This is a genomic window from Ornithinimicrobium pulveris, assembly GCF_050261105.1.
Lineage (GTDB): Bacteria > Actinomycetota > Actinomycetes > Actinomycetales > Dermatophilaceae > Ornithinicoccus.
Genome location: NZ_CP189837.1, coordinates 1,392,000 through 1,414,178, shown reverse-complemented (window position 1 = coordinate 1,414,178; position 22,179 = coordinate 1,392,000). Strand labels below are relative to the sequence as shown.

Genomic DNA, 22,179 nt, shown 5'->3' with positions numbered 1-22,179 from the left:
CACCCTCGAGAACCGCACCGAAGAACAAGGAGAAGTTCCATGCAGACCCTCTTCCGCCGCACCAGCATCATCGCCCTGGCCGGCGTGCTCGCCCTCGGCACCACCGCGTGCAACCGCGGCACCGACTCCCCCGGCACCGACGAAGGTGGCGAGACCGGCGGCGCCACCGGTGGCGGCGAGACCCTCACCCTGGCCGTCTCGACCCTCAACAACCCGTTCTTCATCGACCTGCGGGACGGCGCCCAGGAGGCCGCCGACGAAGCCGGCGTGAACCTCGAGGTCGTCGACGCGCAGAACGACGCCGCCACCCAGCAGAACCAGCTCGACAACGCCGCCACCCAGGGCGTGGACGCGATCCTGATCAACCCGGTCGACTCCGAGGCCGCCGCCGCCGCGGTCGCCCCGGCCCTGGACGCTGACATCCCGGTCATCGCCGTGGACCGCTCGGTGGAGGGCGCCGAGGTCAACTCCACCGTCAGCAGCGACAACGTCGCCGGTGGCCGCCAGGCAGCCGAGGCGCTGGCCGAGGCCATGGGTGGCGAGGGCAAGGTCATCGTCCTGCAGGGCGTGGCCGGCACCTCCGCCAGCCGCGACCGTGGCCAGGGTTTTGAGGAGGGCATCGCCGAGTTCGACGGCATCGAGGTCGTCGCCATGCAGCCCGCCAACTTCGACCGCACCCAGGGCCTGGACGTGGCCACCAACCTGCTCGAGAGCCACCCCGACGTGACCGGCATCTTCGCCGAGAACGACGAGATGGCGCTCGGTGCCCTGCAGGCCCTCGGGGACCGCGCGGGCAGCGACGTCTTCGTGGTCGGCTTCGACGGCACCGACGACGCGCTGACCGCGATCGACGAGGGCCGGATGGTCGCCACCATCGCCCAGCAGCCTTCCGAGCTGGGCAAGGTCGCCGTCGAGCTGGCGCTGCAGGCGATCAACGGTGACGACCTGCCCGAGGCGCAGCCGGTCGACGTCGTGACGGTCACCTCCGAGAACGTCGCGGACTTCCAGTGACCCCCAGCCTGGTCGTGATCGGGTCGACCAACGTCGACCTCTTCGCCCAGGTCACCCGCCACCCGACCCCTGGAGAGACCATCCTGGGGTCGGGTGGCGGCCGCACCGCCGGCGGCAAGGGCGCCAACCAGGCCCTGGCCGCCGGCCTGCAAGGGGCGCCGGTGCGTTTCGTGGGCGCCGTCGGTGACGACGGTGATGCCCGGATCGCGCTCGGCTCGCTGGAGGATGCGGACGTCGATGTGACCGATGTCCAGGTCGCGGAGGGCCAGCCCACCGGGCTGGCGATCATCACCGTGGCCGATGACGGCGAGAACACGATCGTCGTCGTCCCCGGCGCCAACGCGACGGTCACCCCTGCGGACGCCCGCCGGGCGGTCGAGGCGATGGCGCAGGGCGACGTGCTGCTCATGCAGGGCGAGCTCTCCCGGACCACCACCGAGACCGCGATCCGCCAGGCGGTCGCCGCCGGTCACCGGGTGATCCTCAACGTCGCCCCGTGGGGCAGCCTCGACGGCGACGTCCTGACCGCCGCCGATCCGCTGGTGCTCAACGAGCACGAGGCCCGCCAGGCCGTCGCCGAGCTCGGCCTCGCCGGCGCTCACGACTCGGCGGGGTGCGCCCGCGCACTGCGCGAAGCAGGCACTCCCTCGGTCGTGGTCACCCTTGGCCCCGAAGGTGCCGTAGCGGTCGACGCCGACGGCGAGACACACGTCCCCTCTCCCCGGGTCCAGGCGGTCGACACCACCGGAGCCGGCGATGCCTTCACCGGCGCTCTCGCCGCCCGCCTGCTGCAGGGCGACAACCTGCGCACAGCGGTCGCCCATGCCGTGCGCGTCGGCTCCTACGCCGTCCAGCACGCCGGGGCCCAACCTTCCTACCCCTCGCTGACCCAGGAGTTGCCGTGAAACGCACCGGGATCCTCAACGTCGAGCTCTCCGCCCGCATCGCCCGCCTCGGCCACACGGACCTCGTCTGCGTCGCCGACTGCGGTCTGCCGATCCCGCCCGACGTCCCGATCGTCGACCTCGCCGTCGTTGCCGGTCTCCCGCGGTTCGCTGACGTGCTCACCGCACTGCTCGACGAGGTCGTGGTGGAGGGGTATGTCGTTGCTCGCGAGACCACGGGCACGCCTACCGAGCAGATCTTGGCTGGGGAGATCGAGCGCCTGGGTGATGGCACCCGGATCATGCACGAGGCGTTCAAGCAGAAGGTCTCCGAGTGCGCCTTCGTCGTGCGCACCGGCGAGGCGACGCCCTATGCCAATGTCCTCCTGCGATCAGGTGTGCCCTTCTGAGCTGAAGAGTCTCGTCGGCGAGATCAGCTGGCCTGCGTCGGCGACATGCGTCACTCAGTCGGCCGCTGCCGCCGCGCCTTGATCTCGGCCCGTCTGCGCTTGCCCTCCAACCGCCTCCGCTGCGACCCCAGCGTCGGCTTGGTCTTGCGCCTGGCCGGTGGCGGCGGCGCGAGCGCTTCCCGCAGCAGCCCGGCCAACCGTTCCCGGGCCGCCGACCGGTTCCGCCGCTGCGAGCGATGCTCGGAGGCATCGATGGTCAGCACCGTGCCCACGAGCCGCTCACGCAACCCGGACAGGACCCGCTCCCGCTGCCGATCGGTCAGTGCCGTCGACGCCGCGACGTCCAGCGACAACTGCACCCTCGAGTCGGTCGTGTTGACCCCCTGCCCGCCCGGGCCCGACGACCGCGAGAACTTCTCCACCAGCTCCCCCGCCGGTATGACGAGCCCGCCAGCCAGGCCCGGGCCTGGCGGCACCCGCAGCCCACCGGTGTCGCCACTCATGGTGTCTGACCCTAGCCGCGGCAAACTCCGCACAAGTCCGTACGCACCCCGAACATCCCCGGGTCTGGGACCTGGCCGAGAACGTCTACCCGGAGGTCGACACCAGTGAGCCTCGCGAGGACCGTTAGTCACCCATCGAGCGAACGGTTTCCACATCACCGGGATTCACGGCAAGACTCGCCACCGCCCACGCCATCGCTAGGCCTCCTTCGAGCATGACCTCGTAAGCAACCGAGGAATCAGCGGCTGCGGCATACGCATGGGAGTGGATCCCAACCTCCACCCCTGGGATCGACAACCAGGGATGCAGCCCAGGAATCCTCTGCGACACGTTGCCCATGTCCGTCGAACCGCCCGGAATCGACTTCCGGTTCTCCATGTCATGCCCGAATGTCGCGATGGCCTCGGCCCAGTGTTTGCCTAGCGTCTCGTCCTGGAGCAGCGGCTCGAGGAGGGGCTCGGTCTCCTCGAACTCGACCTCACAGCCGGTCGCGAGCGCAGCGGCCTCGAAGCACTTCCTCACGCGCGGCTCAAGCAGCTCGAACTCCGGCATCGTGAAGGTCCGGCACTCCCATTCGACAACTGCCTTCTCGGCGATGATGTTGGTGACGTGCCCGGCCTCAGCCACATACATCGCCACCCGGTGATCATCAGGCAACTGCTGGCGCAGCAACCCGACGGCGACCTGCGCGATCACGGCTGCGTCCGCCGCGTTCACGGCAAGGTGTGGAGCCGCTGCGGCGTGCGACGCCTTGCCCCGGAATGTCGTCCGGTAGCGGCCCACGGCCTGGCTGGTCGTTCCACGCGGATCGTGGGTCAGGCCCTCGTTGACCGTGTGGATCATCATGGCCAGGTCCACGTCGTCGAAGACCCCACGGTCCAGCATCAGCACCTTGCCGCCGCCGTGCTCCTCAGCTGGCGTCCCGATCACTCGCAGAGTGATCCCCAACTCGTCAGCGATGGGTTCAAGGCCCAGCCCCGCGGCTACCCCTGCGCCGGCGATCAGGTTGTGACCGCAGGCATGACCGACATCCGGAAGCGCGTCGTATTCACACAGGATCGCGACAACGAGGTGTCCGCTACCGACCTCACCGACGAAAGCGGTCGGTAGGTCGGCCACTCCACGGGTGACTGCGAAGCCGTGCTCCTCCAAGATCGTGCAGATGCGCTCCGCAGCCCGGTGCTCCTCGAAAGCCAACTCGGGATCGGCGTGGATCTCGCGAGCCAGCTGCACCACCTGATCGGCGACGTCCCGCACGCGTTCGGTGATCTGCGCCTTGTGACCCTCGCTGTCGGCGATCAGGGCATCGAAGTCCATCGCGATCCTCTCTATCGAATCGTCAAAGCACGGTCGGTCAGTAGCCGAACGCCAACGGCGCCTCGGGGTCCGTCTCCACCCACACCGCCTTGGCCTGGCTGTATTCCAGCAGCCCGTCCAGCCCGCTCGACCGGCCAAAGCCGCTGTCGCCGAAGCCACCGAACGGCGCCATGACGTTGATGGTCTTGTAGGAGTTCACCCACACGGTCCCGGCCCGGATCTGGCGCGCCACCCTGTGCGCTCGATCGACGGAACTGGTCCAGACCGCACCGGCTAGCCCGAAGGACGTGTCGTTGGCCAGAGCGATCGCCTCCGACTCGTCCTCGAAGGGGATCGCCACGACGACAGGACCGAACACTTCCTGCTGCGCAATGTCCGCGTCGTTGCCGACGCCGGCCACGACGGTCGGCGGATAGAAATAGCCAGCCCGATCGAGCCGATCCCCACCCGCGACCACCTCGGCCGAACGCTCGCGCGCGCCATCAACCATCGAGATGATCTGGTCGAGCTGCCGGGCGTTCTGCACCGGCCCGACCTGGGTCTCCTCCTCCCACGGAGCGCCCTGGCGGATCCGACCGGCCAGCTCGGCGAGGCGACCGACAACCTCCGCGTACACCCCGCGCTGCACCAGCAGACGCGAGCCAGCCACGCAACTCTGACCAGCTCCGGAGAAGATCGCCGACGCCGCTCCCCCAACGGCCCGGGCCAGGTCGGCGTCGTCGAAGACGATGTTGGCCGACTTGCCGCCCAGCTCGAGCACGCAGGGCTTGAGCTGCTCACCAGCGGCAGCCGCGATCCGCCGACCGGTCGCGGGCGAGCCCACGAAGACGACCTTCTCCACGCCATCGTGCGTCACGAGCTCTTGCCCGGCCGTCGGCCCGAGCCCCGCGATCACGTTCACCGCACCCACCGGGAGCCCGGCTTCCTCACCGAGTTTGGCGAGCAGGGCTGACGTCATCGGTGTCAGCTCCGAGGGCTTGAGCACCACCGAGTTGCCCGCCGCGAGTGCCGGGGCGATCTGCCACCCGGCCGTGAAGATGGGCGCGTTCCACGGCGTCATCTGAGCGACCACGCCATACGGCTCCCGGAGCGTGTAGGCCAGGTGCGACGTCGGGACCGGGATGACCTCGCCGTGCTGCTTGTCCGCCCACCCCGCGTAGTACTCGAACATCTCAGCGACCTTGGTCGTCTCCGCCACCGCATCCCGCAGCGGCTTGCCCACGGTTCGTGACTCCAGCGAGGCGAGTTCGTCGAGTCGATCGCGCACCGCCTGGCCGATCCCCCACAGGATCCGCCCGCGCTGACTCGCGGTCATCGCCCGCCACGCGCGCCCGCCCTCCTCGGCCGCGGCCACCGCCTCCCGCACGGCCTGGGCACCGCCGTCCGGGTATGCCGCGAGCCTCACCTCGGTCGTGGGATCAACCAGCTCGACCTCATCCCCCTGGCCGAGGAGCACCTCGCCCCCGACGTAGGAGCCGACCTCCTCGGTGCCGAGAATGTCCTGCCAGAGCTTCACTGCCTCACCATCCTGTTGAAGTCCACGCCCGGGCCCGCCTCGGCCAGCAGGTCCGACCACATCTGTCGTGCCGCCGCCACGACGGGCGAACCAGCTCCCAGCTCGCCAGCCACGTCCGCCGCCAGGGCGACATCCCGGGCCATCAGGCCCACCGGGAAGCCGGAGTCGAAGGTGCCGCTGAGCACCCACGTGGGCAGGTTCACCTCGGTCACGCCGCTCCGGCCGGAGGCGGTGTTGATTGCCTCCAGCAGTCGCTCGGGCTCGATGCCGGCGCCCTCCGCCACCTGCAGTAAGGTCCCGGCAGCGCAGAGGTGAATGCCGCACAGCAGGTTGTTGACCAACTTGGTCGAGTGGCCGGCGCCGACGGCGCCGACGTGCGTGATGCGGGCGGCCATCGGTCCCAGGATCTGACGGACCCGGTCCAGGTCCTGGTCGGCGCAACCAAGGAAGACGGTCAACTGTCCGGTTCGCGCCCCAGCCGGTCCGCCGCTCAGCGGCGCATCGACGAACGAGTGACCACGCTCGCGAAGTGCCTCTGCCCGCCGACGACTGTCCGCCGGGTCGCAGGTGCTCGTGTCGATGATCAGGGTTGGCCGGTCGGTCTCGAGGACCCGGTCGACGACCGTCTGCACCTGCTCACCCCCGGGCAGCGAGAGCACCAGCACGTCTGCGAGCTCCAGCGCCTCGTCCAACTCGACCCTGGCCACGCCCTCGGGGGTATCTACGGAACCGGGATCAGCCCCCAGCACCTCGACCCCGGCTCGGGCGAGAGTGGCGGCCATGCCACCACCCATCTGACCGAGGCCAACCACAGCGATCGGTGAGGCCGTCTCCTCGGTGGGTGACGGCATACGGGACTCGGTCACGAAGTCACCCGCAGCGTGATCTCGGCGATCAGGGCAGAGCCAACGTAGGTGCCGATGAAGACCAGGATCGCGATGATCAGGATCTTCCAGCCCGAGCGCTTCATGACGTCGATCTCCAGCTTGCTGATCGCCAGACCCGCGTAGGCGAGGCATGGGACGGCAAGGGCGAGGAAGTCGATGCCCGAGACCAGGCCGGTGAACCACTCGGCCCACGGCAGATACGGGATCGTCAGCGCGATCCCGACCAAGGAGATCCACGCCACCGACGGCAGGTAGAACGGCAGGAACTTGGTGAGCAGCAGGCCGATCACACAGATCACGTAGAGCGCCGCCATCCCGGCCAGCACCTGGCCGAGGTTCAGGTCGGTCGCGATGAGCTGGAGCGGGATGCTGATCAGGCTCACGATGAGCAGGTCGCGGAGTGTGTCGCTCAGGACGATGGTGCGCTCATCACCGGTGGGGATGAAGTCTTCCTCGGTCTCGTATGTGGTCACGAGGCCACCTCCTGCGCCTTGCGGTTCTTGGGATTGCCGGGGTCGTCTGGGCGAAGCCGGCTGTACATCCACTCGACGGCCGGGATGGCGACGAAGAGGGAGACGTACATGCCCGTGGCATAGGTGAGCAGGTTGCTGGCGCCGGCCAGGGCGGTGATCGAGTCAGCCGCATCGGGGACCGACTCAGTGAGGGCGCCCGCACAGGCTGCCATCATCGAGCCGCTGCCGACGCCGCAGGCCATCGCGAGCGCTTCGATGCTGAAGAACTTCACGCTGGTGAGCAGCGAGGCAATGATCGCGAAGATGAAGGTGCCGAAGAGCGTGCCCATCACGTAGACGCCCATGACGCCGGTGCCCTCAGGGCTGCGCAGGCCGTAGCGGTCGGCGATGATTGCGATGTTGGGCTCGCGGGCGATCGAGTGGACCGCCCCGATCGACTCGCGGCGCATGCCGAGCAGCCAGATGGCGACCGGGAAGGCGAGCACGATCGTGCCGAGGTTGCCGAGCTCCTGGAGGATCAAGGCAGGTCCTGAGCGGATGATCTCGTCGATCGCCGGGCCAATGGTGGTGCCGAACTTGGCGATGAACGGCATGATCGCGATGACGATCAGCGGTCCGGCTGCTGCCGCGCGCTTGGTGCTCATGAAACGCCCCATTGCCGGGATGACGTTGGGGTTGAGCAGCAGCGTGAAGACAAAGGCGAAGAGGAGCGGAAGCAGCAGGATGGTCCCGATGCCGATCGGGATGGGGCGCACCCCGATGAGCTGACTGATGACGCTGAAGATCAGGACGATCAGATGGATCGGCCACAACTTGGCCAGGACTTTGAGGGTGTCCACTCGGGCCTCCTGGGGAGAAGATTCCTTGAGGCTAGGGACGGGTGTGACGTTGCACAAGACTGCAGCTTGGTGGCCCCTATGTTGCGTCTGCGGCAACGCCTAGTGGTCGAACCAGCACTCGCAGGCGGTGAGAAGCGCCTTCGCCGCTGGCGAGAGCCGGCGACCGCGGCGAACGACAAGGGCCGCGCGGACACCCGAGAGTCGGGCGTCGTCGACGGGGATGAGGAGCACCTTGCCGGCGGCTCTTGCCCTGCTGACACTGACTGGCGGGAGGAGGGAGACCACTCGTCCGGCCGCGACGGCGGCGACGATGGCGGGCTGGTTGTCGCTCTCGAGCGTTGTCTCGACCTCGACTCCGTGGGCGCGGATGAAGCTGTCGTGCAGAGCTCGAAGGCCGTAGCCCCGTGGGAGGACCGCCATCCGCTCCCCCGCGAGCTGGTCGGGGCTGATCAGCCGCTCGCCAGCGAGGCGGTGATCGGGTGCGCAGATCAGACCGAGCGGTTGCTCGCTACTGCGCAGGATCTGCAGCCGCGGCGAAGGCTCGGGGTGCAGCGCGATGGCGAGGCTGACCTCGTCGGCGTTCAGGTCCGCGACCAGCGCGTCGGTGCCTCCCGTGACCAGACGGACCCGGATGCCCGGGTACTGAGTCATGAAAGGAGTCAGGACGCGCGCGCTGAACTGGTCGACGAATCCGGGACCGACGGCGATCGACACCGAGCCCTCTGTCGCGGCAGTGACCGACGACAGGTCGGCGGCGAGCTGGGCGTCCAGATCGGAGCGCTCCTGAGCGTGGGCGATCACCACCCGGCCGACCTCGGTGGGCTGCGCTCCCCCGGGGCCGCGGGAGAAGATCGGCCAGCCAACCCGGTGCTCGGCCGCGGCGAGGGTCCGCTGGACGGCGGATGGCGCAACGCCGAGCTCTCTGGCTGCGGCGCGGATGGAGCCGGCCTGCGAGACGGCAGCCAGGTAGCGCAGCGTTCGATCGTCCAGCATCTTGAACATCCAACCAGCCCATCGGGTCTTTGTGCGTCAGTGCTTGTTACGGTCGAGAGTGCCCGCAACAACCAGGAGATCTTTCGTGAGTTCGCCGAGATTGAACGTCTCTCTCGACCGCCTCCGCCGCGATCTGGAGCACCTTGCCACCATCGGGCGCACGCCCTCGGGTGGCACGAGCCGCACTAGCTTCTCCTCGGCAGATCAGCAGGTCCGCGAGTGGCTCGAGCATGAGTGTGCCGAGAACGGACTCACCACGGAGACCGACGGCATTGGCAATGTCGTGATCCGGCTCGGGGACACCTCGAATGTTGCTGACGCAGACGCCGCACCCGTGCGCACCGGCTCACACCTGGACACGGTCCCCGAGGGCGGCAACTACGACGGCATCCTCGGTGCACTCGCCGGACTCGAGGTGATGCGAATCATCGCCGAGCAGCGTCCCCAACTCGCGCGCCCGGTTGAAGCTGTCGTCTTTGCCGACGAAGAAGGCAACTACCACCACCTCCTCGGCTCGACCGCAATGGTCGCCAACTACGAGTGGGAAGACCTCAAGGAGTTCCGCGGGCGCGACGGCGACCTGCTCATTGATGCTCTCGGGCAGATGGACTGGGAGCCGGCCGACGCCACCAGAACTGCTCTGACGGAGGGGGCACTGCACAGTTTCGTCGAGCTCCACATCGAGCAGGGACCGACGCTGGAGGCCGCGGGCACCGATATCGGCGTGGTCACCGGCATTGTCGGACTGGGCGGCGGACAGGCTGAGTTCCGCGGGCGCTCCGATCACGCGGGCACCACGCCGATGGACTTGCGCCTGGACCCCGTCCCGGCGGCCGGCGCCTTCATCGCCCGCTTGCCAGGGATCGCTCGCGAGACCAGTTCGACCGCAGTGGTCACGTGCGGCCTGATCGACGTGGAGCCCGGCGGCACCAACGTCGTGCCCAACCTTGCCCGGATCCACCTCGACTTCCGCGATCCCGATCCCGACGTGCTGGTCGCCCTTGAGCAGCGCCTCCAGTCGGCCATCGAGGAAGCAGGACGGGAGCACGGGATCGAAGCGACCTACGTCCGCGAGAGCATCACGCAGCCGGTCCCGCTGGACGAGTCGATCCGCGAGCGCATCTCCCGGAGCGCGAGCGCCCGTGGTCTCTCCGCGGAGCCCATCCCCTCCGGCGCGGGCCATGACTCGCAGAACATGGCTCGACTGGCCCCGACCGCGATGATCTTCATCCCCAGCACCGGCGGGAGTCACAACCCGCGCGAGAACGCCGAGTGGGACGCGATCGAGAACGGGGCGAACGTCCTCCTCGACACGCTCCTCGACCTCGCTTCTGACTGACGGAGCCTATTCCCGCGCCAGCACCCGCCGCGGGTTGTCGACCATGATCGCGTCGAAGTCCGCTGCGCTGAGACCACCTTCTCGACACTGCTCACGGAACGGCCCCGGCAGGTAGCCGTAGCCGCCACCGCCGAAGGCGCTCAGGTGCGAGGTCAGGCACACGTCCTGGCTGAGCAGCAGCTGGTCCCGGTAGCCGTCCCGCACGAGCGCGACGATCCAGCCGACCAGCCGGTCCATATGCCAGGGCGTGACGCCGCGGATCATGTCGAACTGCAGGAATGCGCCCGAGCCCAGCACCTGCCGGTGGTATGACGTGTCCGGCACCGTGTCGGCGTGGCCGATCACCACCGATCCCGGGTCCACCCCTTCTTCCCTGAGCAGGGCGAGTTGCGCCATACCCACGGGCCAGCGGGCCGCATGGGTGGTGATCGGCGCTCCGGTCTGGAGGTGCGCCCGGGCCGCGGCACGGAAGGACCGCTCCTCCGCCGGTGAGATGAACCACCGGTCGCTGCCGACCTCGCCGATGATCCCGGCACGCACGTCGGTGCCCGGGAATCCTTCGGTGAGATTGCGGACCAGGTATGCCGCAACCTCGTCGACGCTCGACTCCGCCAACGTGCGGTGGTCGAGGTAGGGATCGCGGTAGTGCGCGGTGCCGAGCACGATGTTGAGGCCGGTGCGGCGGCTCAGCTCCCGCGCGAGCTCGACGTTGGCCACCGGGCGGGTCGAGAGGTCCGACCCACCCGGCGGCGCCACGTGTCCGCCCACAGCGAGCTCGTGCGGAGTGACGTCGACCAGGGTCTGGCCGCCCACCTCGACGAACCGCTGGAGCTCGGCGGCCAGCAGGTCGGCATCGTTGAGCAGCCCGTCGTTGCGGTACTCCGCGACGATGTTGACGCCGAGGTGCTCGTGCATGAGCGTCAGACCGAGGTCGCCACCGGATACCGGACCGAGCACGGTCTCGACGCTCACGTCACATCCCCAACGCTCGTGGTAGCCCGGTGGTCACCAGCGGGATGTAGGACACCATCATCAGGACCGCAAGCAGCACTGCGCCCGGAGCCAGGACACCACGCACGACCTGCCAGAAGTCCATGTTGCCGACATCGGAGATGACGTGGAGCACCAGGCCCACAGGCGGCGTGAGCAGCCCCATCGACAGGTTGAGCAGGACGATGATGCCGAACTGCGCCGGGTCGATGTCGTAGGCCGACGCGATCGGCAGCAGCAGCGGGACGGTGATCAGCAGCGCCGCCGTGGACTCCAGGAACATGCCCAGGAGCAACAGGAAGATGTTGACCAGCAGGATGAACACCCACGGGTTGGTGGACAGCGACTGCAGCACGTCGGTGAGGGTGCGCGAGGCGCCCTCGCGAGCCATCACGTAGGCCAGGATGCCGCCAGCGGAGGCGATGATCATCACGCGGCCGGTGGTGGTGACGCTGCGCTCCAGCGCCGTGCGCAGCCCGCTGAAGCTCATCCAGCGACCGATGGTCGCCACCACGATCAGGTAGAGCGCGCCGACACCGGCCGCCTCGGTGGGCGTCATGATCCCGGCGAGGATGCCGCCGAGGATGACGACCGGGGCGAGGAGCACCGGCAGCGCGCGGAGCAGGATCCGCCAGCCCGGCAGGTCCGATGACTCACTGACCTCGATGTCCTCCTCGGCCGGTGGGTTCTTCCGGACGTAGAAGAAGACGTAGGCGAGGAGTCCGATCGTGACGAGGAGTCCAGGCACGATGCCGGCGACGAACATCGTCGCGATGGAGGTGCCGGAGAGCACACCGAACAGGACTGCGCCGATGCTCGGCGGGATGAGCGGGCCGATCATCGTCGAGGTCGCGGTGAGGCCTGCCGAGAAGCCGGGCTTGTAGCCCGCTCGCTTCATCGCCGGCATCATCACCGAACCCATGGCCGCGGCGTCGGCGGTCGCCGAGCCGCTCATCCAGGAGAAGGTGAAGCTGCCCAGGACGTTGGCGTAGCCGATATTGCCCTTGAGCCGCTTGGTCACCAAGGTGATGGCATCGATGAGGCGAGCGGCCATGCCGGACTGCTCGGCGACATACCCCACCAGGATGAAGAGCGGCACCGCCAGCAGTGGGAACGAGTCCAGCGTGCTGGTGAAGCGCTGCAGCATCGTGCCGGCCGAGGCCGGGCTCTCGACCATCACATAGGTGACGCACGGTAGGAGGATGGCGAAGGCGATCGGCACCCGCAGGAAGAGCAGAATGAAGATCGCCAGGACGATGAGAGCGATGGTCACAGCGCCTCCTCCCGTGCCTGCTCCAGCTCAGAGGTGACGCCCGCGGTGCCTCGTAGGGAGCGCACGGCGTTCACCAGCAGGAGCACGCCGGTCAGCGCGACCGTGGTCCACGCCATCCACATGATGAGGCCGTTGGACAGGCCCAGCGCAGCGGTCGAGCCGCGGCTGAGCCGATCCATGCTGGACCACGCCGCGTAGCACAGCAGCAGGCAGGCGAACCCGCCCACCGCCGTGCCCGCGGCGTTCCACCACCGGACCCACGGTTTGTCCAGGTCCACGCTTCCGACGGTGACCACGATGTGGTTCATCAAGGCAGCCAGCGCAACGCTGACGATGAAGACCATCGAGATATACGTCATACGGGCCGCTTCGTCAGCCCACGCCAGGGGCCGATCCATCACGTAGCGCATGAAGACCTGCAGGTTGACCAGGACCAGGATCCCGACCATCAAGAGGGAGCCGAGCGCTGTGACAGCCCGGCCGAAGAGCTTCACTGGCGCATTTCCTCCAGGAGCGCCTGGTAGTCCTCACTCCAGACGTAACCATCGCTGTACTCCTCCTGGAGGAGCTCTCGGAAGGCGTCAACGTCAACGTCCTCCACGACGGTGACCGTGCCCTCCTCCTCCCAACGCTCCAGCGCCGCAGCCTCGTCCTCCTCGACGCAGTCGCGCACCATCTGCGCGCCCTCGTCGATGGCCTCGGTGAGGGCCTCCTGCTGGTTCTCGGTCAGCGACTCCCAGGTGTCGGTGTTGATGAACGGGTGGATGCCGGTGATGAGGTGGTTGGTCAGGTTGACGTGCGAGATCGGCTCGTCGAAGGACTCACCCGAGATGATCGCGATCGGCGCCTCGGAGCCGTCGACGATGCCCTGCTGGAGAGCGACGTAGACCTCGGCGTAGGCGACCGGCGTCGGGTTGGCGCCCATCGCCGTGGCGCTCGCGATCGACAGCGGGGTCTCCGGGACGCGGAGCCGGAAGCCGGCCAGGTCCTCGGGGGTCTTGACCTCCTTGGTGCCGAAGATGTGGCGCTCGCCGTAGAGCCAAGGAGTGGACCCGACGACACGAAGGTTGGTCTCCTCCTCGAACTCCTCGAAGATCTCCTGCGTCACGTCGAGCTCGCGGACACGCTCGAGGTCGTCGACATCGTCGTAGAGGTAGTAGGCCTCGAACATCTCCATCCGCGGCTGGTCGAAGGTCGACGCCATGATGGAGGCGACACCCGAGACGAGGTCGATCTCGCCGGAGGAACCCTGCTGCAGGAGCTGGCCCTCGTTGCCCATCTCGGCAGCGATCGAGTTGCGGATCGAGATGTTCGCCTCGGCCAGACGCTCGTTGTCCTCGAGCGGCAGCCAGCCGCACCGGATGGTGGGGACCTCGGCGCTGTTGATGTTGGCGGCGAGGAGCTCGACAGCGGGGTCGTCGCCGTCTTCACCGGCAGCGTCACCCCCGCCGCCGTTGTCGCCGCACGCGGCGAGAACGAGGCCTGCGGTGAGGGTCAGCGGGAGGAGCCCCCGCCGGGTCGCAACCCCCTTCCGGCGCGCTGTCGAAGGGGTCTTCATGGTGGCGTCGGGCATGGCTTAACGTCTCCTGAATAGGTTGGGGTTGTCTTCGACCGTATGCATAACGCCGCGGACCACTCAAGTTGAGACAGGGTCAGTTATCGAATCGTGACCCGGTGTCGCGCATACGTATGCACGCTCAAAGTTCTGCGGAGATCAGTCGCGTCCGCAGCACAACCTTTCCCCCTCGCCCGGCGTCCACCCTGCATCAGGTCGATGACGACTTGACCGGGACTGCCCGCCACTGCGTTCTCAAAGGGGGAGCCATGAACCACCGCCGCACCGCTCACATCACCACCGCCGCCCTCACCCTCCCGCTCGTCCTGGCCACTGCCGTGCCCGCGAGCGCGGCACCCAAGAACGTCCATGTCGACACGACCGCGATCACCTCCGTGTCGACCTATGTCTGGGAGGTCAACGACCAGCTTCCAGGCAATGTCCACCTCGTCTACGTCCAGGCCGGCCACTACGGCGACGGCAGCGATGAGACGGTCTTCGTGCAGTCCTACCAGTGCGACCCGGGCGAGTCACCGGAGGCCGACACCGAGGAGGGGTGGTGCGAGACCGAGCAGAGCCTGTACTCCCGGGACTCCCAGCTGACGTGGTGGATCGCCGAGGACGGCACGGCCGCGACCATCTCCGGCACGACGGTGCTGGCACCGGCAGAGGGAGAGCCCGGAAGTCCCCGCACGGTCCAGGTCGACCTCACCTTCTCCACCCCCACCGTCGACGAGACGTCAACCAACCCGTACCGCTACCGCGACGAGCGCGGTCGCCTGGTCAAGGGCACCTCCACCACCACTCACCTCAGCGGGACCACCTCCGGAACCGTCGCCAGCCTGGACCTGGACGGCGCCTCGGCCAACACCATGATGTCCACGGACACCTACCGGATCCTGGGCAAGGGCAAGAAGCGGTGACGTAGCTCAGCCACCCGGGCTGCTCGGCGACACGACACTGTCAGGCAGACGGCAGATCCAGGGAGTCTCCGAGCCAACGCCGAACTGTCGCAAGTTCATCGCTCGTCGCGACACGGAGGCGCCCATGGATCCACGAGCGAGACACGGTCCGCACCTGCTCAGTCATGGCGAAAGAGGGATGGGGCAAGCCGCCCAACGGCACGTGATTGGGCCAGCCGCGATCGATCGAGGTGATGGGAAGCACCAGCACCAACTGGTCCACGACCTCGAGATAGCCGCGGCTCGCCACCACGAGGATCGGTCGGCGGCTGCCCTGCTCTCGACCGACGGCAGGGTCGAACTCAGCCCAGGCGATCAGACCCGAGCGACCTCAACCGAGGTCGGCATCGAGCCACTCGCCTCGCTCGCGCTCATAGCTGGCGCGGTCCGCAGCCGTTGTCTGGCCGATAGCGGCTCTCACGCCTCGAAACGCGCCTCACGCTCGGCGAGATCGAGCAAACGCTCAAGGTGAGTCCGACGTTGCCCAGTCCAACTGCTCGAGCACGTGTCGATAGGTCCGGCCAGTCGCCCGCGTCATCCCGATCTCGCAGGTCCGGTTCGCGGAGAGGAAGACCGTGTCCTGCGGGTGCGATCCGAGCAGCCCGCGTTCACGCAACTCGGCCACCTCCGGCTCGGTCGCCGCGGCGGTGAGTTCGGGATGCAGCAGACCGCGGTCCCCGGCGAAGCCGCAGCACCCCCAGTCCGCCGGGACGACCACCGCGTCTGCCACCGCTCCCGCCAACTCCTCCAGGTATGGCGTGACTCCCAGCAGCTGCGTCCCGCATGTCGGGTGAAGCACGGCTCGGGCGACCCGGCGCGGCTCCGGGAGCTGCGGCAGCAGCCGTGACGCTGCCCACTCGAGCGCATCGATGATGACCAACCCCTCGCACTCCGGGTGACCGTGCTCCCCCGCGTTGGCCACCATCACCGCCAGCCCCTCGGTGCAGGACGCCGCGTCCCAGACGATCGGTAGCCGTCCCTCATCGCTCGACTCCCACAGTGCCGGGAGCACGCGACGCGCCATCACGGCATACCCGTCGGTCAGCCCCTTGCTCTTCCAGGGCGTCCCGCAGCACAACGAGCCCGGCCCTTTCGGCGTGCGCACCGGCACGCCCGCTCGGCGGGCGAGCGACAAAAGCGCCGCTGCTGCACCTTGGCTCCCTTGCTCCGGACCGAACATCGTGCCCACACAGGACGAGAAGAGCACCGCCTCGGCCCCGTCCTCGTCGACCTCCCGCCGGACCGCTCCCCCACGCGGCAGCTCACGGTCATAGGCCGGGACCACCTCGGCAGGCGCAACCGTCCGCACCGCAGCGGTCAAACTCTCGCCCACCACTCCAGGCAGCCGATCCGCGACCGAGAGCCCGAGACTGCCCAGCCGACTGGCTGTCCCCCACCTCCGAGCCGCGACGTCCCAGCCCTTCTGCTCGAGGTGTCCAACATCCTCCCGCCGCAACCGCCGCACCAGGTCGCCTGTGTTGATCTGCACCGGGCACGCCGTCAAGCACATCCCGTCGACAGCACAGGTCTGGACACCCGCGTAGTCGTAGTCCCGGTCCAGCTCGGCCGCGAGCGCGTGATCGCCCCGCTCGGTCGCCGCCGTGATCTCCCGCCGCAGCACGATCCGCTGCCGAGGGGTCAAGGTGAGATCGCGCGAGGGGCAGACCGGCTCGCAGAAGCCGCACTCCACGCAGCGATCGACCTCCTCCTCGACGGTCGGCGCGGTCTTCAGATCCTTCAGATGCGCCTGCGGGTCATCGCCCAGGATCGTGCCCGGCCCGAGCACCCCGGCTGGATCCACCAACGCCTTCAGCTCACGCATCACGGCATACAGCTCAGTCCCGTACTGCCGCTCCACAAAGGGCGCCATCATCCGCCCGGTCCCGTGCTCAGCCTTCAACGTCCCTCCGCGCCCCAGCACCAGGTCCACCAGGTCCTCGGTGAAGTCCGCATACCGCTGCAGCGCAGCCGGATCGGCGAAGCGCTCGTTGAGCATGAAGTGGACGTTGCCGTCCTTGGCATGCCCAAAGATCACCGACTCCTCATACCCATGCCGCTCGAACAACGCGGTCAGATCGACACAGGTCCGGCCCAGCACCTCCACCGGCACGGCCACGTCCTCCAGCAGCGCGTTCGTGCCTACCGGCCGAGCGCCGGCCACCGCCGAATAGAGCGCCTTGCGCACGGTCCACAGCGCCGCCCGCTCCCCCGCCTCCCGGGTCAGGCTCGCCGGGACGGCCAGCCCCAACCCGTCCAGCATCGGCTGCGCCACCGCCTCCCGCTCGGCCAACTCCTCGGCCGTGTCGGCATGCCACTCCACCAGCAGCGCGGCCTGCTCCCGCACCCGCAGGCCCGTGATCTGCGCCGGCGCGCCAGGCGCCTGCGCCGACACCCGCAGCGACGCCGCATCCAACAGCTCGGCGGTCACCGCGCCCGCCTCCACGATCTGCGGCACCGCCTCCGTCGCCGCCCCGACGGTGTCAAAGACCAGCAGCCCGGTCGCCACCTCAGGCCGCACCGGCACGGTCCGGAAGGTCGCCGACGCGATGAACCCGAGCGTCCCCTCGCTGCCCACCATCAGGTGCTCCAGGATCGCCACCGGGTCGTCGTGGTCCAGGAACGAGTTCAGCCCGTAGCCCATCGTGTTCTTCATCGCGAACAGCCGCCGCAGCGTCGCCACCGACTCCGCATCCCCACGGATCCGGTCGCGCAGCCGCACCAGTCCGGCCACCAGGTCCGGCTCGCTCTCCCGCAGCCGCTGCTCCGCGTCCGCCGCCCCGGTGTCGACCACCGTCCCGCTCGGCAACACCAGCACGAGCGAGGCGAGCGTGGCGTAGCTGTTCCCCTCCGTCCCGCAGTGCATCCCGCTGGAGTTGTTCGCGACGACGCCACCGATCGTGCACGCCGCCTCACTGGCCGGGTCGGGTCCCACCTTCGTCCCGTATGCCGCGAGCCTCGCGTTGACCTGTCGCACGCTCACCCCGGGCGCGACCCGCACCCGGGCGCCGTGGTCCAGCACCTCCACCTCGCGGGAGAAGTGTCGCCGGGTGTCGACCAACAGGTGCTCTGTCACAGCCTGGCCGGACAGGCTCGTGCCGCCTGAGCGGAACGTGATCGGCATACCGGACTCGGAGCAGGCGCGCAGCAACCGGGCGACGTCGTCCGCGCTGCGGGGCCGGGCGATCAGCTCGGGGGTGAGCAGGTAGTGCGAGGCGTCGTGCGCCAGCGCGTGCCGGTCGATCGCCCGGTCACTGACCAGGTCTGACCCGAGCTCGCGGGCCAGGTGAGCGTCTGCCCCGCCCACCGAGGGGCACCGCGCCGTCACAGACCCTGCCAGCCCGGCTTGTGCTCCCAGGCGTAGCGGTAGTAGTCCGCCAGTTCCAGCCCGCTCGCGGCGGCCTCGTCGAGGAGCACGGTCACGTGCGGGTGGGCCTGCAGGACCGTCGCCGGCCACCGCGCAGAGACCGCCCCCTCGACCAGCTCAGCCACCGCCCGCGCCTTCGACTCCCCGGTCGCGATCACGATGACGTGCCGGGTGTCCAGGATGGTCGCCAGCCCGACGGTCAGGCAGTGGTGCGGCACCGCGGACACATCCCCGTCGAAGAAGCGCGCGTTGTCCTGCCGCGTCTGCTCGGTCAGCGTCTTGATCCGCGTGCGCGAGGCCAGCGAGGAGCCCGGCTCGTTGAAGGCGATGTGACCCTCGGTGCCCAGCCCCACGAGCTGGAGGTCGATGCCGCCCGCCGTCCGGATCGCCTCTTCATAGGCCGCAGCGGCCGCCTCGACGTCGTCCTCGTCGGCGCGAGGGGTGTGCACCCGCTCGGCCGGGATCCCCGCCGGATCGGTAAAGACCCGTCGGATCTCGGCACGATAGCTGGACGGGTGGTCCGCGGGCAGCCCGACGTACTCATCCAGCGAGAAGGTGCTCACCCGCCCCAGGTCCACCTGGCCGTCCCGCACGCGGCGCAGCACCTCGGCATACACGGGCCTCGGGCTGGACCCGGTGGCCAGGCCGAGCACGGCCTCGGGTCGGCGCGCGACCAGCTCGGTGACTGCCGCGGCTCCGAGCCGGCCGATCCCCTCGGCGCTCGCGCAGATGACGACCTCCATCAGCACACCTCCAACCGGCGCGGCCACTGCGCGAGCGGCTCGGGCAGGCGCAGGGGCCGGTGCCCCGGTGTGATCCGGCCCGCGATCCGACCGACCCGCGCACCCGTGGCCGACGGGGCGGTGCCCGGCAGCCCATGCCAGCTCAGCCAGCCCAGGAGCGCGAACATCGCCGCCTCCTTCACCCGCGGATCCAGCCCGGTCGCCTCGCTGGAGACCACCTCCACCCCGGGCAGCGCGGCACCGAGACGCTCCATCAGCACCGGATTCTGCGTCCCACCACCGCTGGCCACGACCCGCTCGACCCCCAGCTCCCGCAGCGGTGCCGCGACGGTCCGCGCGGTGAGCTCGGCGAGCGTGGCGAGCAAGTCGTCGGTCGCGATCTCCCGACCGACCCGATCGAGCGCCGTGCGCAGATGGTCGAGGTTGAACAGTTCCTTGCCCGTGGTCCGCGGCAGCGGCAGCGCGTAGTACGGCTCGGCGAGCAGCACCTCGAGCAGCTCCGCGTCGACACTCCCGCGCGCCGCCGACTCACCACCGAGGTCGGCCGTCTGCCGGCCCTCGGTCCGCCACGCGATGGCCGCGTCCATGAGCGCGTTGGCAGGTCCGGTGTCCAGCGCGACCGGCGCTCGGTCCGGACCCACCACCGTCGCGTTGGCGATGCCGCCCAGGTTGAGCGCCGCCGTCGTCCGCCCATCGCCGCCGAGCCACAGGGCATCCCAGGTGCTCGCCAGCGGCGCCCCCTGACCACCGGCGGTGACATCGGCGACGCGCAGGTCGGAGACGACGGGCAGGCCGGTCGCCTCCGCGATCCACGCGGGCTGCCCCAGCTGCAGCGTCCCCGCCACCTGGCCGTCGACCACGTCGTGGAAGACGGTCTGTCCGTGCGAGGCGATCAGGTCCGCGTGACCCTCACCCAAGCGCCCGACCAGGTCGCTCGCCGCATCGGCGAAGGCCTGACCCACGGCCTGGTCCACCCGACAGATCTCCTGGGTGCCCACCCGGGCGGGCGGAAACGTCGCCAGGATCTGCTCCCGCACCCCGTCCCCGTATGCCGTGCAGCTGGCTTCCAGCACCCGTGCCCTCAGCAGGTCGTCGCAAAGGGTGAGCTCGAGCGCAACCCCGTCGATCCCGTCGACGGAGGTGCCGGAGCCGAGCCCGATGACGATCAGGGAGTCGCTGCCAGTGGCGCTCATGCCTCCACCTCCAGCGCGGCCCGGACCGAGCCGCGGTTGTCCTCGAGCAAGCCTCGGGCGTCCGCCGGGCTGACCGAGCGCAGCAGCGTGACGATAGCGACCTTGGTGCTCCAGTCGGCCTGCTCCAGAGCCCGCTCGGCCTCGTCGGCGCTGCAGCCGGTGACCCGGGTGACCATGCGGATGGCGCGGTGCCGGAGCTTGTGGTTGGTGGCCCGCATGTCGACCATGTAGGGGCCGTAGGTCTTGCCCAGCCGGATCATCGTCGCGGTGGACAGGGCGTTGAGGAAGAGTTTCTGCGCGGTCCCGGCCATCAGCCGGGTCGAGCCGCTGATCACCTCGGGGCCGGTCACCACCTCGATCGCGTGGTCGGCGAAGCCGGAGACCTCGGCGCCCGCGTTGCCGGACATGCCCACGGTGAGTGCGCCCCGGGCCTTGGCTGCCTGCAGCGCAGAGATGACGAACGGGGTCCGGCCCGAGGCGGTCAGACCCACGACCACATCGCCGGCGCCCACGTCGGCATCGAGGACTGCCCGCTCTCCGGCGTCCGCATCGTCCTCAGCCCCCTCGGCCGCACGGAGCAGCGCCTTGGTGCCACCGGCCGTGAGCGCCTGCACCAGCTCCGGATCGGTGCCGAAGGTCGGGGGCAACTCCCCCGCGTCGACATAGGCAAGCCTGCCGGGCGTGCCAGCACCGACGTAGAACATCCGGCCACCGGCAGCCAGCCGGTCAGCGACCTCATCCACCACCTCTGCGACCTCGGGCACGAGAGTGAGCAGCGCCGTCGGGACGGTCGCCTCGGCGGTCCACAGCTCGCGCAGCACATCAGCGGTGGACCGCTGGTCCAGATCCAGCAAGTCTTCTCGGGCGCCCTCGGTCGCCAACCGGCCCAGGCCCGAACCCGCTGGCGCCCCTGCTGACTCGACGACGGTGAGGAGCTCCCGCAGGTGCGTCGGGATGCCATCGCCGAGGACCAACTCACCCAGGCGCCGAGCCCCGTCCAGCGATGACCCGACAGCCGCCTGGACGCCGCTGCCCACCGCGGCGGCGAAGCTCTCGGTCAAGATCTCCCCCGCCCCGGCCAGCCCGCCGGCCAGGCTCACCGGCAACTCGGCACCGACGGCCTCGCGGGCGGCCAGCGCCGTCTCAGCGAGCGCCCTCCCGGCGTCGATCCAGATCTGCCGGGCAATCTCATCACCCTCCTGCGCGGCCGCCAGCACATCCCGCGCGAAACTCGCCACCACCCGCGCCGGGTGCTCGTCTCCGTGCACCACCGCAGGGACCGAGACCAGCTCGCCCCACCGGGCCTGCGCCTTCTCCGCCAGGGCCGCCGATCCCCCCGCACGCCCCTCCACCTGCGACAAGGCGGCACGCAGACCGGCCCGGCCTACGGCATACCCACTGCCGTCGTCGCCCAGCAGGAAGCCCCAGCCGTCGCGGATCGCGGACCGGCCGTCCTCGTCGAGCGCCAGCGCCACCGCGCCCGTCCCGGCTGCCATCACCACGCCGGGACCCCCGTCGAAGGCTCCGACATGGGTGGTCGTCACGTCGCTGGCGAGCACGACGATCCCGGCCCAGCGGCGGGCGAGGCGTCGTCCGAGCTCCTCGCGCAGGCTCGCCGCGGCGTGATAGCCGACCAGGCCGATGCTGACCACATCGACCCGATCGTCGGACCCCAGGCCAGCGTCCCGAGCGGCCCGCTCGACCGCCGACTCGACCTGCCGCACCCCATCGACCCCGGCCAGTCCGACGACTCCAGGACCCTCGCCCTCGCGGACTCCCTCGGGAGCGTGGAGCGTGAGCCGGCAGCCGGTCTTCCCCAGATCGACGGCCAGGACGCGTGCGTTCGACATCGTTGACATCACCCGCACAGTATGCCCATACTCTGGACCACTGGTCTAGCACTCCGGTCTAACACAGTCACTGTCG

Annotated in this window: 21 protein-coding genes; 5 read left to right on the top strand and 16 right to left on the bottom strand. The window is 69.3% G+C overall.

Annotated features, from left to right (window positions below; all coding sequences use genetic code 11):
* The first annotated feature begins 39 nt into the window (after positions 1-39).
* Genes ACQBAT_RS06475 through rbsD form a run of 3 tightly spaced genes read left to right on the top strand, consistent with a single transcriptional unit; the run spans position 40 to position 2,305 of the window.
* Positions 40-1,011, top strand: a complete 972-nt coding sequence (locus tag ACQBAT_RS06475) for a substrate-binding domain-containing protein (protein ID WP_420745964.1) — start codon at positions 40-42, stop codon at positions 1,009-1,011.
* Positions 1,008-1,916 carry a ribokinase gene (locus ACQBAT_RS06470; RefSeq protein ID WP_420745965.1) on the top strand — a complete coding sequence of 303 codons (909 nt, stop codon included), beginning with the start codon at positions 1,008-1,010 and terminating at the stop codon, positions 1,914-1,916. The genes ACQBAT_RS06475 and ACQBAT_RS06470 overlap by 4 nt, the downstream gene beginning before the upstream one ends.
* Positions 1,913-2,305 (top strand): D-ribose pyranase, encoded by a 393-nt coding sequence (gene rbsD, locus ACQBAT_RS06465; protein ID WP_420745966.1) that lies wholly within the window; start codon positions 1,913-1,915, stop codon positions 2,303-2,305. Before ACQBAT_RS06470 ends, rbsD begins: the two co-directional genes overlap by 4 nt.
* Before the next feature lie 50 nt (positions 2,306-2,355).
* On the opposite strand, the gene arfB is transcribed toward rbsD, so the two are convergent.
* From arfB to ACQBAT_RS06430, 7 genes are all read right to left on the bottom strand, one after another.
* Positions 2,356-2,808, bottom strand: a complete 453-nt coding sequence (arfB, locus tag ACQBAT_RS06460; RefSeq protein WP_420745967.1) for an alternative ribosome rescue aminoacyl-tRNA hydrolase ArfB — start codon at positions 2,806-2,808, stop codon at positions 2,356-2,358.
* Positions 2,809-2,932: 124 nt separating this feature from the next.
* Positions 2,933-4,126 carry a M20 family metallopeptidase gene (locus ACQBAT_RS06455; RefSeq protein ID WP_420745968.1) on the bottom strand — a complete coding sequence of 398 codons (1,194 nt, stop codon included), beginning with the start codon at positions 4,124-4,126 and terminating at the stop codon, positions 2,933-2,935.
* Positions 4,127-4,163: 37 nt separating this feature from the next.
* Positions 4,164-5,642, bottom strand: coding sequence for an aldehyde dehydrogenase family protein (locus ACQBAT_RS06450; protein WP_420745969.1), 1,479 nt, complete (start codon positions 5,640-5,642; stop codon positions 4,164-4,166).
* The gene (locus ACQBAT_RS06445) at positions 5,639-6,493 is read right to left on the bottom strand and encodes an NAD(P)-dependent oxidoreductase (protein WP_420745970.1); all 855 of its coding nucleotides are present in this window, start codon (positions 6,491-6,493) and stop codon (positions 5,639-5,641) included. Before ACQBAT_RS06445 ends, ACQBAT_RS06450 begins: the two co-directional genes overlap by 4 nt.
* Before the next feature lie 11 nt (positions 6,494-6,504).
* Positions 6,505-7,002 (bottom strand): hypothetical protein, encoded by a 498-nt coding sequence (locus ACQBAT_RS06440; RefSeq protein WP_420745971.1) that lies wholly within the window; start codon positions 7,000-7,002, stop codon positions 6,505-6,507.
* Complete coding sequence (locus ACQBAT_RS06435; RefSeq protein ID WP_420745972.1) at positions 6,999-7,841, bottom strand: DUF3100 domain-containing protein; 843 nt, start codon at positions 7,839-7,841, stop codon at positions 6,999-7,001. The genes ACQBAT_RS06440 and ACQBAT_RS06435 overlap by 4 nt, the downstream gene beginning before the upstream one ends.
* Positions 7,842-7,940: 99 nt before the next feature.
* Positions 7,941-8,843: a LysR family transcriptional regulator gene (locus ACQBAT_RS06430; protein ID WP_420745973.1), complete on the bottom strand. Its 903-nt coding sequence runs from the start codon at positions 8,841-8,843 to the stop codon at positions 7,941-7,943.
* 76 nt (positions 8,844-8,919) lie between these two features.
* Between ACQBAT_RS06430 and ACQBAT_RS06425 the strand changes: the two genes are divergently transcribed.
* On the top strand, positions 8,920-10,173 hold the full coding sequence (locus tag ACQBAT_RS06425) for a Zn-dependent hydrolase (RefSeq protein ID WP_420745974.1): 1,254 nt from the start codon (positions 8,920-8,922) through the stop codon (positions 10,171-10,173).
* Between the two features lie 6 nt (positions 10,174-10,179).
* Here ACQBAT_RS06425 and ACQBAT_RS06420 read toward each other — a convergent pair whose 3' ends face one another.
* The 4 genes from ACQBAT_RS06420 to dctP are packed head-to-tail and all read right to left on the bottom strand — an operon-like array spanning position 10,180 to position 14,009.
* Positions 10,180-11,145: a phosphotriesterase family protein gene (locus tag ACQBAT_RS06420; RefSeq protein ID WP_420745975.1), complete on the bottom strand. Its 966-nt coding sequence runs from the start codon at positions 11,143-11,145 to the stop codon at positions 10,180-10,182.
* A gap of 1 nt (position 11,146) precedes the next feature.
* Entirely contained in the window at positions 11,147-12,436 is a 1,290-nt protein-coding gene (locus ACQBAT_RS06415; RefSeq protein ID WP_420745976.1) for a TRAP transporter large permease, read from the bottom strand.
* Positions 12,433-12,930, bottom strand: coding sequence for a TRAP transporter small permease (locus tag ACQBAT_RS06410; protein ID WP_420745977.1), 498 nt, complete (start codon positions 12,928-12,930; stop codon positions 12,433-12,435). Before ACQBAT_RS06410 ends, ACQBAT_RS06415 begins: the two co-directional genes overlap by 4 nt.
* A complete protein-coding gene (gene dctP / locus ACQBAT_RS06405) occupies positions 12,927-14,009 on the bottom strand; it encodes a TRAP transporter substrate-binding protein DctP (protein WP_420745978.1) in 1,083 nt (360 codons plus the stop codon). The genes ACQBAT_RS06410 and dctP overlap by 4 nt, the downstream gene beginning before the upstream one ends.
* Positions 14,010-14,260: 251 nt before the next feature.
* On the opposite strand from dctP, the gene ACQBAT_RS06400 reads away from it, so the two are divergent.
* Positions 14,261-14,914, top strand: coding sequence for a hypothetical protein (locus ACQBAT_RS06400; protein ID WP_420745979.1), 654 nt, complete (start codon positions 14,261-14,263; stop codon positions 14,912-14,914).
* A gap of 40 nt (positions 14,915-14,954) precedes the next feature.
* Here the strand turns inward: ACQBAT_RS06400 and ACQBAT_RS06395 are convergent, their stop codons facing one another.
* The 5 genes from ACQBAT_RS06395 to murQ form a co-directional block, all read right to left on the bottom strand.
* Entirely contained in the window at positions 14,955-15,269 is a 315-nt protein-coding gene (locus tag ACQBAT_RS06395; RefSeq protein WP_427197759.1) for a type II toxin-antitoxin system PemK/MazF family toxin, read from the bottom strand.
* A gap of 147 nt (positions 15,270-15,416) precedes the next feature.
* A complete protein-coding gene (locus tag ACQBAT_RS06390) occupies positions 15,417-18,257 on the bottom strand; it encodes an FAD-binding and (Fe-S)-binding domain-containing protein (RefSeq protein WP_420745980.1) in 2,841 nt (946 codons plus the stop codon).
* A gap of 17 nt (positions 18,258-18,274) precedes the next feature.
* Positions 18,275-19,060, bottom strand: coding sequence for a glucosamine-6-phosphate deaminase (gene nagB / locus ACQBAT_RS06385; protein ID WP_420745981.1), 786 nt, complete (start codon positions 19,058-19,060; stop codon positions 18,275-18,277).
* Positions 19,060-20,253, bottom strand: a complete 1,194-nt coding sequence (locus ACQBAT_RS06380) for an anhydro-N-acetylmuramic acid kinase (RefSeq protein ID WP_420745982.1) — start codon at positions 20,251-20,253, stop codon at positions 19,060-19,062. The genes nagB and ACQBAT_RS06380 overlap by 1 nt, the downstream gene beginning before the upstream one ends.
* Entirely contained in the window at positions 20,250-22,103 is a 1,854-nt protein-coding gene (murQ, locus tag ACQBAT_RS06375) for an N-acetylmuramic acid 6-phosphate etherase (RefSeq protein ID WP_420745983.1), read from the bottom strand. The genes ACQBAT_RS06380 and murQ overlap by 4 nt, the downstream gene beginning before the upstream one ends.
* Positions 22,104-22,179: the final 76 nt, after the last annotated feature.

Bases quoted from the DNA above. Each gene is read 5' to 3' on its own strand.
- dctP (WP_420745978.1), bottom strand. From the start codon at position 14,009: ATGCCCGACGCCACCATGAAGACCCCTTCGACAGCGCGCCGGAAGGGG.
- ACQBAT_RS06380 (WP_420745982.1), bottom strand. From the start codon at position 20,253: ATGAGCGCCACTGGCAGCGACTCCCTGATCGTCATCGGGCTCGGCTCC.
- ACQBAT_RS06445 (WP_420745970.1), bottom strand. From the start codon at position 6,493: ATGCCGTCACCCACCGAGGAGACGGCCTCACCGATCGCTGTGGTTGGC.
- nagB (WP_420745981.1), bottom strand. From the start codon at position 19,060: ATGGAGGTCGTCATCTGCGCGAGCGCCGAGGGGATCGGCCGGCTCGGA.
- ACQBAT_RS06475 (WP_420745964.1), top strand. From the start codon at position 40: ATGCAGACCCTCTTCCGCCGCACCAGCATCATCGCCCTGGCCGGCGTG.
- ACQBAT_RS06430 (WP_420745973.1), bottom strand. From the start codon at position 8,843: ATGTTCAAGATGCTGGACGATCGAACGCTGCGCTACCTGGCTGCCGTC.
- ACQBAT_RS06455 (WP_420745968.1), bottom strand. From the start codon at position 4,126: ATGGACTTCGATGCCCTGATCGCCGACAGCGAGGGTCACAAGGCGCAG.
- murQ (WP_420745983.1), bottom strand. From the start codon at position 22,103: ATGTCGAACGCACGCGTCCTGGCCGTCGATCTGGGGAAGACCGGCTGC.
- arfB (WP_420745967.1), bottom strand. From the start codon at position 2,808: ATGAGTGGCGACACCGGTGGGCTGCGGGTGCCGCCAGGCCCGGGCCTG.
- ACQBAT_RS06400 (WP_420745979.1), top strand. From the start codon at position 14,261: ATGAACCACCGCCGCACCGCTCACATCACCACCGCCGCCCTCACCCTC.